The organism is Nocardia sp. CA-120079 (assembly GCF_050955745.1).
In the GTDB taxonomy this organism is placed as follows: domain Bacteria; phylum Actinomycetota; class Actinomycetes; order Mycobacteriales; family Mycobacteriaceae; genus Nocardia.
Map to the genome: position 1 here is coordinate 8095560 of NZ_CP192088.1, position 13381 is coordinate 8108940.

The 13381-nt window shown below is 65.7% G+C and carries 12 protein-coding genes; 6 read left to right on the top strand and 6 right to left on the bottom strand.

What is annotated here, in order from left to right; translation table 11 throughout:
• Nucleotides 1–19 precede the first annotated feature (19 nt).
• A complete protein-coding gene (locus ACQPYR_RS36940) occupies nucleotides 20–2296 on the top strand; it encodes an Rv1355c family protein (RefSeq protein WP_433623854.1) in 2277 nt (758 codons plus the stop codon).
• A 15-nt stretch (nucleotides 2297–2311) separates the two neighbouring features.
• On the opposite strand, the gene ACQPYR_RS36945 is transcribed toward ACQPYR_RS36940, so the two are convergent.
• The 5 genes from ACQPYR_RS36945 to ACQPYR_RS36965 all read right to left on the bottom strand — a co-directional run bounded on the left by ACQPYR_RS36945 (nucleotide 2312) and on the right by ACQPYR_RS36965 (nucleotide 8178).
• Complete coding sequence (locus ACQPYR_RS36945; protein ID WP_433623856.1) at nucleotides 2312–2611, bottom strand: hypothetical protein; 300 nt, start codon at nucleotides 2609–2611, stop codon at nucleotides 2312–2314.
• 330 nt (nucleotides 2612–2941) lie between these two features.
• Complete coding sequence (locus tag ACQPYR_RS36950; protein WP_433623858.1) at nucleotides 2942–4243, bottom strand: glycosyltransferase 87 family protein; 1302 nt, start codon at nucleotides 4241–4243, stop codon at nucleotides 2942–2944.
• A gap of 197 nt (nucleotides 4244–4440) precedes the next feature.
• Nucleotides 4441–6024 (bottom strand): hypothetical protein, encoded by a 1584-nt coding sequence (locus ACQPYR_RS36955; protein ID WP_433623860.1) that lies wholly within the window; start codon nucleotides 6022–6024, stop codon nucleotides 4441–4443.
• Nucleotides 6025–6406: 382 nt separating this feature from the next.
• A complete protein-coding gene (locus ACQPYR_RS36960) occupies nucleotides 6407–6808 on the bottom strand; it encodes a nuclear transport factor 2 family protein (RefSeq protein WP_433623862.1) in 402 nt (133 codons plus the stop codon).
• 71 nt (nucleotides 6809–6879) lie between these two features.
• The gene (locus ACQPYR_RS36965; protein ID WP_433623864.1) at nucleotides 6880–8178 is read right to left on the bottom strand and encodes an MFS transporter; all 1299 of its coding nucleotides are present in this window, start codon (nucleotides 8176–8178) and stop codon (nucleotides 6880–6882) included.
• A 153-nt stretch (nucleotides 8179–8331) separates the two neighbouring features.
• Here ACQPYR_RS36965 and ACQPYR_RS36970 point away from each other — a divergent pair, with 153 nt between their 5' ends.
• The 5 genes from ACQPYR_RS36970 to ACQPYR_RS36990 all read left to right on the top strand — a co-directional run bounded on the left by ACQPYR_RS36970 (nucleotide 8332) and on the right by ACQPYR_RS36990 (nucleotide 12839).
• Nucleotides 8332–9717 carry a metallophosphoesterase gene (locus ACQPYR_RS36970; protein ID WP_433623866.1) on the top strand — a complete coding sequence of 462 codons (1386 nt, stop codon included), beginning with the start codon at nucleotides 8332–8334 and terminating at the stop codon, nucleotides 9715–9717.
• Between the two features lie 12 nt (nucleotides 9718–9729).
• Entirely contained in the window at nucleotides 9730–9888 is a 159-nt protein-coding gene (locus ACQPYR_RS36975; RefSeq protein WP_433623868.1) for an SRPBCC family protein, read from the top strand.
• A gap of 87 nt (nucleotides 9889–9975) precedes the next feature.
• Entirely contained in the window at nucleotides 9976–11001 is a 1026-nt protein-coding gene (locus ACQPYR_RS36980) for an alpha/beta hydrolase (protein WP_433623870.1), read from the top strand.
• A gap of 129 nt (nucleotides 11002–11130) precedes the next feature.
• The gene (locus tag ACQPYR_RS36985) at nucleotides 11131–12216 is read left to right on the top strand and encodes an S-(hydroxymethyl)mycothiol dehydrogenase (protein ID WP_433623872.1); all 1086 of its coding nucleotides are present in this window, start codon (nucleotides 11131–11133) and stop codon (nucleotides 12214–12216) included.
• The gene (locus ACQPYR_RS36990; protein ID WP_433623874.1) at nucleotides 12213–12839 is read left to right on the top strand and encodes an MBL fold metallo-hydrolase; all 627 of its coding nucleotides are present in this window, start codon (nucleotides 12213–12215) and stop codon (nucleotides 12837–12839) included. Before ACQPYR_RS36985 ends, ACQPYR_RS36990 begins: the two co-directional genes overlap by 4 nt.
• Nucleotides 12840–12917: 78 nt before the next feature.
• Here the strand turns inward: ACQPYR_RS36990 and ACQPYR_RS36995 are convergent, their stop codons facing one another.
• Nucleotides 12918–13376 (bottom strand): SRPBCC family protein, encoded by a 459-nt coding sequence (locus ACQPYR_RS36995; RefSeq protein ID WP_433623876.1) that lies wholly within the window; start codon nucleotides 13374–13376, stop codon nucleotides 12918–12920.
• Nucleotides 13377–13381: the final 5 nt, after the last annotated feature.

Consider the following 13381-nt stretch of genomic DNA (forward strand, 5'->3'; position numbering starts at 1 on the left):
GCACACGCCGGGAGGGGTTTTGCGCATCGATTTGGGCCGGGATCTACGGGAGCGCGCCGACAAGAACGATGACATTCCTGAATGGCGGCCAATTCATTTCGAACTGGCCCTCGATAGGGACCGGTCGGCATTATCCGAACTACTGGCGACAACGGACGTGCGGGTACACGACACGCTTTCCGAACAATTGCGACAACTCGTGCTCGCACGCGAACCCGCTTGTCCCGATATCGAGTTGGACGAACGCGTAGGGCAGCTGCATGGCCCGGATCCCGCCGAATACGGCAGGTGGGTGTGGTACCCGTGGTCGGCCGATCTCGTACATGTGCTGCCCGAGACGGAATTTCGGGAGGTTCGCACCGACCGCAACCGCTACCGGATCACCCGGGAAGAACAGCAGCGGCTGGCGCGGATGCGGGTCGGCGTGGTCGGGCTGTCGGTCGGCAGCGCTGCCGCCCTCACCCTCGCACTCGAAGGTATCGGCGGTTCGTTCAAGATCGCGGACCTCGACCGGCTCGGCATCTCGAATCTGAATCGCATCCGCGCCCGCGTGGCCGACCTCGGCATCGAGAAGTCCGTCATCGCGGCGCGGCAGATGTTCGAGATCGATCCGTATCTCCGAATCGAACGGTGCCCGAGGGGAATTCGGCCGGAGGCCATCGATGACTTCCTGCTCGGCGGCGGCGGTCTCGATCTGCTGGTCGAGGGGTGCGACGATCTGCACACCAAGGTCCTGCTCCGGGAGCGGGCACGCGTCCACGGCATTCCGGTGCTCATGCAGACCAGCGATCGCGGCCTACTCGATATCGAGCGCTTCGATATCGAACCGGATCGGCCGATCTTGCACGGTCTGCTCGGTTCGGTACGGGCCGCGGATCTGCGCGATGTCACGACACCGGAGAAGATCCCGTACGTCCTCGAAATCCTCGACGCGGCCCGGCTCAGCACTCGCGCGGCGGCCTCGCTGCCCGAGGTCGGGCGGACGATCGGCAGCTGGCCTCAGCTGGCCTCCGGCGTGGCGCTCGGCGGCGCGATCGTCGCGGATGCGGCGCGACGACTGCTGCTCGGCGAACCGGTCGGATCCGGGCGCTACTACGTCGATCCAGGCGAGTTGATCGACGCGAAGCATTGTCTCTATCGCGAACCAGCCGCGCCCGCACCATTATTCGCGATCGCCGAGGAGGCCCGAAGGGATCCGCCGCTGCCACCGCAACCAGCGGAGCGCGCAACGGTATCCGACGATGCCGTGCGGTGGATAGCGGCCATGGGCACACTGGCGCCCTCCGCACACAATGCGCAGCCGTGGGCGCTGATCTGGCGGCGCGACAAGGCGGTCCTGGAGTGCCGTCACGACCCGAGACGTGACCTGCCCAGCCTCGACTTCGCGCACGGCGCGACGTGGGTCGCGTTCGGTGCGCTGCTGGAGAATATCGAGCTCGCAGCCGGGCAGCTCGGATTGCGCACGCAGATCCGGACGTGGCCAAGAGCCGACCTCGTCGCCACGGTCGAACTGTCCGGCGCACCAGAATCGGCGGCGTCACCGCTCGTCGCGCATATCCCGACCCGGGTCACCAACCGGCGTCGCGAGTTGCGGCGTCCGCTCGATGCGCAGACGGCGCAAGCGCTGGTCACCGCCTGTGCCGAATTCGGCGGACGATTGCAACTGTCCTGCGAGAGAACGGAATTAGCGGAGCTCGGCGCATTGATCGGCGCCGGCGATCGCATCGGTCTGCTGAACCGGGCGATGCACCGCGACGCGATGAGCGGCTACCGGTGGACACCCGAGGAGGTGCGAGCCGAACCCTACGGTCTCGACATCGCCACCGCCGAGCTCAGCGCGGCGGAGCGGGGCGCGCTGCGCCTGCTGAGTCAGTGGCGGGTCGCGGAATGTCTGGCCGAGATCGGCGGCGGCCGTGCGCTGGAAGACCTTTCGCGGCGCGCGGTGGCCGGCGCCGCCGCGGTCGGGCTGCTGACGATGCCGGGTGTGTCACGCGAAAGCTATCTGCGCGGCGGGCGCGCCATGCAGCGGATGTGGCTCACCGCGACGGCGAAAGGTATTGCACTGCAACCGATGACCGCACTGCCCTACTTCTTCGCCCGCCTCGAACGCGGCGCCGGCCACGGCCTCTGTAAACGCGAGCAGGCCGAACTCCGCGAGCTGCGCGTGCGCTATCAACGGGTGTTCGAGACCGATGCGGACCATGCCGAGGTGCTGCTGTTCCGACTCGCGTACGCCGGACCTCCGACGGCGCGTTCGCTGCGCCGTCCGTTGGTTCAGGTCCTCGATCTCGCCTGACTCGCGAACCGCCGACTACGAGGCGTGGTGCGTCGGGTGGTAGTGCTCCCAGGCGTCGGCCAATGCCTTGCGCACATCCGTGGGCAGGTAGTCCCGGATTTCCGCACACAGATGGACGCTGTTCCCGCAGTCGTCACACCAGATCCGGACCGTACGCGCGTCCTTGGCAACGGCTGCCGCGATCCAGTCGGCGCGCATATTCCCGTGATCGACGGTGGCTACCCATCTGTCCCCGTAGCCATCGACATCCTGATGGATGGCATTGACCATGGTCACCGCGAACATCGGGTTGGGCTGAGCCTTCTTCTTCGTCATAGCGGGAAAACCTCCGGCCCTGTCGAGCGAAATTGTTCGTGCGACATCGAAGTAATACCTCCCGGCGACCGGGAGGTCCAGCAACCTGGCGGTGACCGATTGCTTCGCGACGCAAGAAGCAACCGTAACCCCGGCCGACCTGCCCGGCAAGAATCGATTTCGGGTGGAAACCGAAGGGAATCCGCAGGTAAAGAGATCGCAAAGGCTCTAGGGCTGTTGGCGGTATGGCACCGCCGCCACTCGCGCCTGCGCGCTGAACGCCCGCATGATCCGGGCCACAGCAACCCCCTCGGCCGGAACCTGGTCTACGCTACCGGGTTCCGGAATCGGTCAGGGGGAAGGTGTTGGGCACGAAGGCGACTCCGGATCACGGCGGCGCGGGAGCGGGAATCGGATCGAGCGCTCGGCCGAATGCGCGCTGAGGGCCGACCGGCCGTCCCTGCGCAGGTGTATCCAGGCCGCGATCAGAACGATCAGAAATTCGATGACGTAGCCGTTGATCAAGACCTTGGTGATCGGCCACCACGGCGGCAGCAGGAACACACCGATCGACACCCAGGTCTTGCTCCAGTGGTAGGTCCACGAGGCGGTCACCGTGAACAGCAGCGCCGCCGCCACCCACCAGCGCCAGTTGTGCAGCCCCTTGTGCACGAGGAAGACGAACAGCGGAACGAACCACACCCAGTGGTGTCCCCAGGAGAACGGCGACACCGCGCAGGCGGTGAGACCGGCCAGGGTGATCGACAGCAGCCGCTCACCTCGCTGATACAGCGCCGTCGTGACCATCATGCTGGCGATCGTGACCGAGCCCGCGATGAGCAACCACAACCACACCGGTGCGGGCCCGTCGAGCAGATGCGCGATGACACCGCGGATGGACTGGTTGGATGGGTGGTTGTCCGGCGCGATCCGGTTGGATTGGAAGAACGTCGAGGTCCAGTACTGCCGGGAATCGGCGGGCAGGATGACCCAGGCGAAGGCGACCGAGGCGATGAAGACGGCGAATGCGGTTACCGCCGCGCGCCATTGCCGCAGGGCCACGAAATAGGCGACGAAGTAGATCGGAGTGAGTTTGATGCCCGCCGCGAGTCCGACGCCGAGGCCACGCAGTTTGCTTCGGTCCCCGCGCAGCGCGTCCAACAGCACCAGCAGCATCAGCACCAGGTTGATCTGCCCGAAGTAGAGCGTTTGGCGGACCGGCTCGATGAATACGCAGGTGGCCGCGATCAGCACGCTGACCACCACCAGCCGAGTCGTGATCCGATAGCCCAGCAGCCGCCAGCTGAGCAGCACACAGGCGATGAGTACGGAGAGGTTGACCGCCAACCAGGTGTTCGTCACGTACCCCCACGGCACCATGTAGATCGGCACGAACGCGATGGTGGAGAAGGGCGTGTAGGTGTAGAGGAGGCCGCGCATGGTCGGCTCGGTGTACAGCGGCAGATCGTGCACGATGCGCCACGCACCGTCCCGGTAGATGTGCACGTCGAGGCCACCGACCAGGAACCCGCCCTTGTCCAGGAAGGGATCGATGGTGGTGAAGAGCAGGATCACCGACAGCAGGGCGCTCCCGGCGAGCAGGTATATCGCTGGTCCCGTACGCGGAAACTCCAGCTTCCGGGTGTCTCGCACCGATCCGCTACGACCGAGGCAACACCGTCGCAGGATTCGAAGTACAGGATCCTGTTGGGTGATAAGACCTCATCACGTCGACCGATCCATCCCTTCGTCCCGCACCTGCTGCACTACGGCGATAACCAGTTTTTAACGTACCTAATGACCCGCGCCTGCATCATGCCCCGAAGTGCCGGGGCAAGCAAGCCGCGTGATCATCGTTGCCTGCTGGCCCTGGCCCGCCTGCGCTCCGCCTGTAGTTCGGCAAGTTCTTGTTCGAGCATCTCGGCGATGCGGAACTGTCCGGTGTCGTGGATGTCGGGCGTGCGAACCACCTGGAGGTGCGAATCCGGCTCGGCGGGTGCGCTGCCCTTGCCGCGCGCGTTCTCGGTCGTCCTGCTGTCCTTCCTGCCCTCAAGTGAACTGGGCTTGCGCGCCGTAGCCGCGGCCGAACCGTTGCCCCTGCGCAGTGCCGACACGACCGACGGCTTGTTCTCCGCGGCGGGCTTCTCCTGGCTCACCGGGACGGCCTTGCGCGCGGGCGCCTTGGCCGGGGGCGGGCTCTCGACCTTCGCGACGGGCTGGGTCTCGGCCGTAGCGACCGGCTCGGGTATGGCCGGTGCGAAGGGGTTGTTCTTCGCGACCACCGGCTTCGCGGCCACCGGTGCGGTCGGCTCCTTGACGACCGCAGGGCGGTTCGCGGCCTTCGCGGGAGCGGGCCGCTGCTCGGCCGCCTGGGGCTCCGCATTGTCCGGGGCCTCGCCGTTGGTCGGCGCGCGACGCTTCTCGGGTGCTTCCGAACCCTCCTGCGCAGCAGGACTTTCCCCGTCCGGCGACTCCTCGACCTCGACCGCTTCGGCCTCCACGATCTCATCGACTGCCAGCTCGGCGTCCTGTTCCGCACCTTCGGCACGCGGTGCCGCATGTTCCGCGGACTCCCGCTCCGCCCCCGGCGCCACCAGGGCCGCCTGGGTGTTCGCGCGGTAGGACGCGATCGACGGCATCGTCTGCTTGAGTTGTTCGGCCGGATCGGGCAGCTCGCGGACCTGCTCGGTGGCCCGGTAGATGGCCAGGCCGTAACGTGCGCTGGCCGCGTCGTGAATGAGTAGGGCGACACCGATCATCACCGGCGCGACCGCGTGCACACCGGTCTCGTACCACTCCCCGTCGCGCAGATAGGGGTAGGTGTTGAGGGTGACGGTCAGTGACAGCAGGGCGATTTCGGCCGCGGCGACCTGTCGGCGGTTGTCGATCACGCCCCATTCGGCGACCTTGTTGGTGCCGACCATGATGATGATCAAGCAGACGCTGATCATCGCCTCGATAAGGTAGCTGAACCAGTACAGCGGATCAGAAGGCCCGCCGGGCGCGATGTTGTGCTGCACATTGACCGCGGACCACAGCATGCCCGCCGCCACCACACCGGCCAGCGCACGCAGTGACCATCCCCGGTGCCGGTACAGCGACGCCAATTTGGCGTGCGGGCTGGATTCCCGCCGCTGTGCCGCAATTGCCTTGCGGGCTACCAATAGATCTCTGATGTCGGCCTTCTCGATTGCTTCAGTGGTCTGCCTGGCGCGGTCGGCCGCGGAGGCCGCAGCCTGAACCTGTTTCCATCGCTGTGCGCGATCCTCGCCGCGGATCTTCTCCGCGAGCTCACGTTCGGCGATCAGTTCGTCCTCGGACAGCGCCTCGGTCAGCGCGGGATCGAACTGGTAGGCCAGTCGGCCCCGGGCCCGCTCGACCCTTCGCGCGAGCTGTCCGACCTCGTCCTCGACAGGATGATGCTCGATGGTCAATTCGACTCCCCGCGGGAGAGATTCGACGGCAGACAGGTGATCACGCGTGGGAACGGCACCAGACATTCATAGTCGATTCACCGTTGCCAGCGAAACTGTCAATTTGCCGCCGGTGGGTCGTCCTGCGGCGTGCCGCGCGCGACACACGCATGCGAAGTTTCGATTTAACGACGATTCGGCACTCGCGGACGCCGCCCGCGGCGCAATGAACATACGGTTCACCGGCCCGGACTTGCTGCGGCGCGACTGCTTGCCACCAGCAAACAGCCAACAAGTCGGTTCATTCAAGGGGTGTCGACACATTCGGGCGTGTCGCCGCCAACTGGTCGATAGGTCAGGCGATTTCGGATCCGCAGGGCCGGTGCGCCGCGACATAGTGCGTTCAGGCCGCGTCCGACAGCGCCTCGTGCCAGTGCCAGGTGTCGGTGTATTGGTGCAGGGCGAACAGCTTTTCGTCGGCGATATGCCAGATGTGGGCGAATTCGGCGGCCACCTGCTTGCCGGTCGCACGCGCGGTGCCGCGGTAGTGGCCGGTGACGATGACGGTGTTCGGATAGGCGTCGAACCACTCCTCGGCGAAGGGGGCGATCTCGTATTCGCGGAACACCGGCTGCCAGATACCCGCGAGTGCCGCCTCCGGGCTCTGCGCCTGCGTGACGGTCACGCTGGGCATCCCGGGAGCCACCCAGCCTTGGAAGCGCGGATGCAGCGCAGCGAGGATGCCGGCCGCGTCCCCGGATTGCGTTGCTTTGTAGAACTTTTCGACTACGTCTCGGTTGCTCATATCCTCATATTAGAGGGATCATTCTATATCGACCAGAGAGAGCGGCCCGTGATACGCGGCACAGCCACTCGCTAACTAGTGCGGATTCGGGATCGCAGTGCGAGAACGCCTGCGGCCGAGCCGATCATCGCCAGGCCGACGACCCACAGTCCGGCTCGCTGGGTGCCGGTGAGGTCCTTCAGCGCTCCGGTGACATACGGTGCGACGAATCCGCTGACATTGCCGATGGAGTTGATCAGGGCGATGCCGCCCGCCGCGGCCGCACCGGACAGAAAGGTGCTCGGCAGCGCCCAGAAGGTGGGCAGCGCGGCAAGCACGCCGACGGCACAGACGGTCACCGCGACCATGGCGGCGAACGGATTGCCCAGATACAGCGCCACCGGAATCGCGAGTCCACCGACCAGCGCGGGCAGCGCGACATGCCAGACCCGCTCCCCGGTGCGGTCACCGTGCCTGCTCCACAGCACCATCACGACGGCACCGATCACATAGGGCACCGCATTGATGAGCCCACGCTGCACCACCGAATAGTGGGTGCCGTACTGCTGCTGGAAGCCGTTGATGATCGTGGGCAGGAAGAATCCGAGCGCATACAGGCCGTAGACGATGCCGCCGTAGATGAAGGCGAGGCCGAGCACGCGTGGATGGGTGAGCGCCTTGCGCACCGTCCAGTGTTCGACCCGCGCGGCCTGCTCTTTGTCGAGTTCCGAGGTGAGCCAGTCCCTTTCGGTCGCGGTCAGCCACTCGGCCTGGGTGGGCCGGTCGGTGAGGAAGAACCAGGTGACCACCGCGAGGGCGATCGCGGGCACGCCCTCGACCAGGAACATGAATCGCCAACCGCTGAGGCCGAAGACACCGTCGCCGTACTGGATGATCAGGCTCGATACCGTCGAGCCCAAAGCCGTTGAAATCGGGACCGCCGTCATGAACAGCGCGACGATCTTCGCGCGCTGGGTCTGCGGAAACCAGTAGGTGAGATACAGCAGGATGCCGGGAAAGAATCCGGCCTCCACCACGCCGAGGGTGAATCGCAGGATATAGAGCCAGGTTTCGTTCGGCACGAATGCCATGGCGATGGCGACCGCACCCCAACTCACCATGATTCTGGCTATCCAGCGGCGCGCACCGAACCGGTGCAGCGCCAGATTGCTCGGCACCTCGAGTACGAGATAGCCGATGAAGAAGATGCCGGAGGCGAACCCGAAGGCCGTCTCGGTCAGTCCCAGCTCTGTTTTCATACCGCTGGGCCCGGCGAATCCGATATTGACCCGGTCCAGGTAATTGATGAAATACAGCAGCCCGAGATAGGGCACCAGTCGAATCGTGACCTTGCGCAACGTCGCGCGGGACACCTCGGGCGTTCCGTCCATCCGCGAACTCTCGACCGGCATCCGCCCAGCAGTCAAATTCCCAGACTCGGCGATACGAATGTTCGACGCCGGACAGCCGACACGTCATGTGCGGGGACCCGAGCGTTCAACCGGCAACCGTACCGTTCGAGCCAGAAGCGAACGGAGATTCCCATGCTCGAGCCGCGACTTCGAACCCTATGGCTGGCGAATGTGGCCGCGGGCGCGGCCGCTGTGACCGTGCGCACCCCACTCTACGCCCGCCCCAGACCCACCCATTCCGTTCGTGTGCAACGGGATTCGATACTGGCCACGGACCTCGAGGTCGTCACGGTGACCGACCGCTCGGTCATCCTGACCTGGACCACGTGCGCCCGCGACCGCTATGGCCGCACCCGTCCGGTCTCGGCCGATACCGAGGTCCGCATCGCACCGGTCGACGGCCGGTCGGCGGCACGACCGCGCTATCTGGACTCCCGGCCGACCGCCTTTCACTATGCGGAGCTCGACGGCCTCGAACCCGGCCGTACCTATCGATTCGAGGCCTACTCGGACGGCCACCGCGCCGTCCCCGCCCGCACCCTGGTGACCCGCCGCTCGGGAACACCGGAAGCCACCGGCACATTCACCACGGCCGATCCGCCGCCGGGACGACTGCTGCACACCATCGCACTCGCCAACGACGTGCACTTCGGCGAGCACAGCAGCGGCCTGATCGTGGCCGGGCTTCCCACCGGCCTGCGTCACGAGACCGAGCACTATCCGGAGTTCATGCTGACCGCGTTGCTCGACGATCTGCGCCGACCGGACCGCGCGGCCGATCAACTGATCGTCGCGGGCGATCTCACCGATACCGGCACCCTCGAACAAAGCCTCGGCGTGCGGGCTCGGCTGGACGAGTGGGGCGTGCTCGGCCGCGATTACTTCGTCTGCCGCGGTAACCACGACAAGCCCGACGAGCACCGAATCGACCACTGGGGCGCGGTATTTCACGCACGTCAGCGGCTGGTCGAATATCGTGTCGGCGAGCTGCGCATGATCGGCCTCGACACCACCCGACTGCGTGGATCCGGTGGCACAATCGTCGCACCGCAAATCGCGCATCTGCGCGAACTCCTGGCGGCCGATCCGGATCGGCCCACCCTTGTTTTCGGGCACCATCCGGTGACTTCCCATGCGGCGGTGAGCAATCCGGGCGGCCCAGGGTTCGTTCTCGATCGCACGAATGCCGCCGCGCTCGGCGCGCTCTATCGCGACGCGCCCGGCGTATTCCTGCACCACTGCGGCCACACCCACCGCAACCGGCGCAACCGCCCGGACTCCGGTGTCGATGTCGAGTTCCTGGAAGTAGCTGCCACCAAGGAATATCCGGGCGGCTACAGCCTGCTGCGCGTCTACGAGGGCGGCTACACGGTCAACTTCTACAAGACCCGCACCGAGTCGGCCCGCTGCTGGAGCACTCGCACCCGCCGCCAATACCTCGGCCTGCATCCGGATCACGCCCTCGGCAGCTGCGCCGACCGCAACCACGTTGTCCAGCGCGATTTCTCCGGGTTGTAGTTACAGTCGGTCATGCGGACAGTAACGGTGCGGCGCACCATCGCGGCGCCGATCGAGCAGGTTTTCGATTGGATCACCGACGCGGCGAACTACCGTCAGGTGCCGGGCGTGCTCCGGGCCGAGGTGACGCGGGTCGGGATCGACGGCGGCCGAGCGCAAATCACCGGCTGACGCCTCGCTCGCTCTACCGGTAATCCCGCTACTGTCGCAGACGGGCGCGAGACTTCGGGAAGGCCGAGCCGGAGAGGTTGGTAGCTGATGAGCGTTGGTGGTCTTCGATTGGCCTCGGTTGTCGCCGCCGTTATGCTCGGATCCGTTGTGGCCGGACCTCGTTCGTACGCGGCACCGGACGAACCGGGATCGGTGGTGACCACGAATGGATCGAGGATTACCGGGGTTCAGGTTCGCGATGACCGGCATCTCACGTTGACGGTGTATTCGGGGGCGATGGGGCGGGAGTTATCGGTGCAGGTGCAGCGGCCCGCGGAAACCGGAGTGCCGCGGCCGACGTTGTACCTGTTGGCCGGGGTGGATGGTGGGGTCGATGGGGCGACGTGGGGGTCGAAGACCGATGTCATGGGGTTTTTCGGGGACAAGAACGTCAATGTGGTGCAGCCGCTCGGTGGGGCGTACAGCTATTACGCCGATTGGCGGGCGGCCGATCCGGCGTTGGGGGTCAACAAGTGGCAGACGTATTTGACTCGGGAATTGCCGACGCTGATCGATGCCGCGTTGGGCACCAATGGGCGCAATGCGATTGCCGGGATCTCCACCTCCGGTACGTCGGTGCTTTCGCTGGCGATTTCGAGTCCGGGGTTGTACCGGTCCGTCGGCGCGTTCAGTGGGTGTGCGCAGATCAGCGATCCGGTTGGGCAGGCGTTCGTCGGGATGTCGGTGCGCAAGGGTGGCGGCGATCCGGTGAATATGTATGGGCCGCCGCAGGATCCGATGTGGGCGGCGCATGATCCGTATGTCAATGCCGAAGGCCTGCGCGGGTTGAATTTGTTCCTGTCGGCGGGGAGTGGACTACCCGGGCCCTACGACAATCCCACCGATCCGCACACGCAGAGCTGGGCCGAGGGCGGACTGCCCCTGCAGGTGACGATGGGCGGTGCGATCGAAGGATCGACCGCCTGGTGCACCCGCAACATGCGGCACCGGCTGAACCAACTCGGCATTCCGGCCACCTACGACCTCGAGCCCACCGGCACCCACTCCTGGGGTTACTGGGAACGTGCACTGAAGGAATCGTGGCCGGTTCTCGCCAACGGACTCGGCGCCTGACCTCCCGACGTGGCCTTCATCGGACGCGAGTATTTCCCGAAGTCGAAATAGTCCACGGTCACTCTCATAGGCTTTGGTACGAGTGGAACGGCGTGTGTCTCGAGCACTCGGCGACATCTAGGAGGAATCGTGTCCGAAACCGTGCGTGGCGTGGTTGCCCGTAGTAAGGGCGCACCGGTCGAACTCGTCGATATCGTGATCCCGGATCCCGGGCCGCACGATGTGGTGGTGCGGATCCAGTCCTGCGGGGTGTGCCATACCGATCTGCACTACCGCGAGGGCGGCATCAACGACGAATTCCCGTTCCTGCTCGGGCACGAGGCCGCGGGCATCGTGGAGACTGTCGGGGATGCGGTCACCCATGTCGTCGCGGGCGATTTCGTCATCCTGAACTGGCGCGCGGTGTGCGGTGAATGTCGCGCGTGTAAGCGCGGCCGCCCGTGGTACTGCTTCGCCAGCCACAATGCCAGCACGAAGATGACCCTCACCGACGGCACCGAACTCAGCCCCGCCCTCGGCATCGGCGCATTCGCGGATAAGACGCTGGTGCACGAGGGTCAGTGCACCAAGGTCGACCCGAATGCCGACCCGGCCGTCGCCGGACTGCTCGGCTGCGGCGTGATGGCGGGCCTCGGCGCGGCGATGAATACCGGCAGTGTGTCGCGCGGCGATACGGTCGCCGTCATCGGCTGCGGCGGTGTCGGCGATGCCGCCATCGCGGGTGCCCGGCTGGCCGGTGCGCGGGCCATTATCGCGATCGATCGCGATCCCCAGAAGCTCAGCTGGGCAACGGAATTCGGCGCAACTCACACGATCGATGCGACCAAGACCGATGTCGTCGAACAGATCCAGGAATACACCGACGGTTTCGGCGCGGATGTGGTCATCGATGCGGTCGGGCGCCCGGAAACCTGGAAGCAAGCCTTCTACGGACGCGACCTGGCGGGCACCGTGGTGCTGGTCGGCGTTCCGACCCCGGATATGACCATCGATATGCCGCTGATCGACCTGTTCTCCCGTGGCGGCGCACTGAAATCCTCCTGGTACGGCGACAGCCTGCCCGAACGCGATTTCCCGATGCTTGTCGATCTGTATCTGCAGGGCCGACTCCCGTTGGAGCGCTTCGTTACCGAGCGCATCGCCCTGGACCAGGTCGAAAAGGCCTTCTCCGCGATGCATGCGGGTGAAGTGCTGCGTTCGGTGGTGGTCTGGTGAACCTGCGCATCGATCGGGTCGTCACCTCCGGCACCTTCTCACTCGACGGCGGCACCTGGGATGTCGACAACAATGTGTGGTTGATCGGCGACGATGTCGAGGTGGTCATCGTCGACGCGGCGCATGATGCCGACGCGATCATCGCAGCCGTCGGCAACCGCGATGTCCGCGCGGTCGTCTGCACCCACGGTCACAACGACCACGTCACCGTCGCACCGGAACTCGCGAAACGCCTCGACGCCCCGATCCTGCTGCATCCGGGCGACGATCCGCTCTGGCGCATGACCCACCCCGACGTCGACTACCGATCACTGGCCGATACCCAGCGAATCACCGTGGCGGGCACCGATATCGAAGTCCTGCACACCCCGGGCCACTCCCCCGGCTCGGTCTCCCTGTACCTGCCCGAGGCCACCGCCCTGTTCACGGGCGACACCCTGTTCAACGGCGGCCCCGGCGCCACCGGCCGCTCGTTCTCCGACTTCGGCACCATCATCGATTCCATCCGCCACCGCCTGCTGACCCTCCCTGAGGAAACCACGGTCCACACCGGCCACGGCGACACCACCACCATCGGCGCCGAAAAACCCGCACTAGCCGACTGGGTCGCCCGGGGCCACTGACGAGAATCAAGATCAGGTGGAACTGCTGTAGGCGGCGGCTTCTCGACCGATGCCGCCATGGATTCCACCTGATCTTGATTACTGTTCGGCGTCGGCTTTGATGCGCTCGAGGGTCTGGCGCATGCCGTCGCGGTTGGTTTTGCCGCGGGCGCGCCCGGCTACGAGCCAGTAGAGGCGCAGGGGGAGGTTGTTTTCGTTCAGCTGGAACGATTCGGTCACGTCGGTGCCGCCCTCGACCGGCTCGAAACGGTAGCGCCAGGTATTGACCGCCATCCCGCGCGGTCCGAGCACGGTGAATGCGAACTCACGTCCGGGCTCGCACGCGACGATCCGGCAGACCGTCCAATACTTCAGTCCCCAGCCATTGCGGTTGACGTGGCCGCGGAATTTGACGCCCACCGCGGGAGCCGTTGCGCCACCGAGCCATTCGGTGTCGAAGGTCTCCGGTGAGAACTTCCCGGTATTCGTGATATCGCTGACCAAGGCCCAGATCTTGTCTGCGGGTGCCGCCATTCGAACCGTCACGCTATCGTGCATGCCTG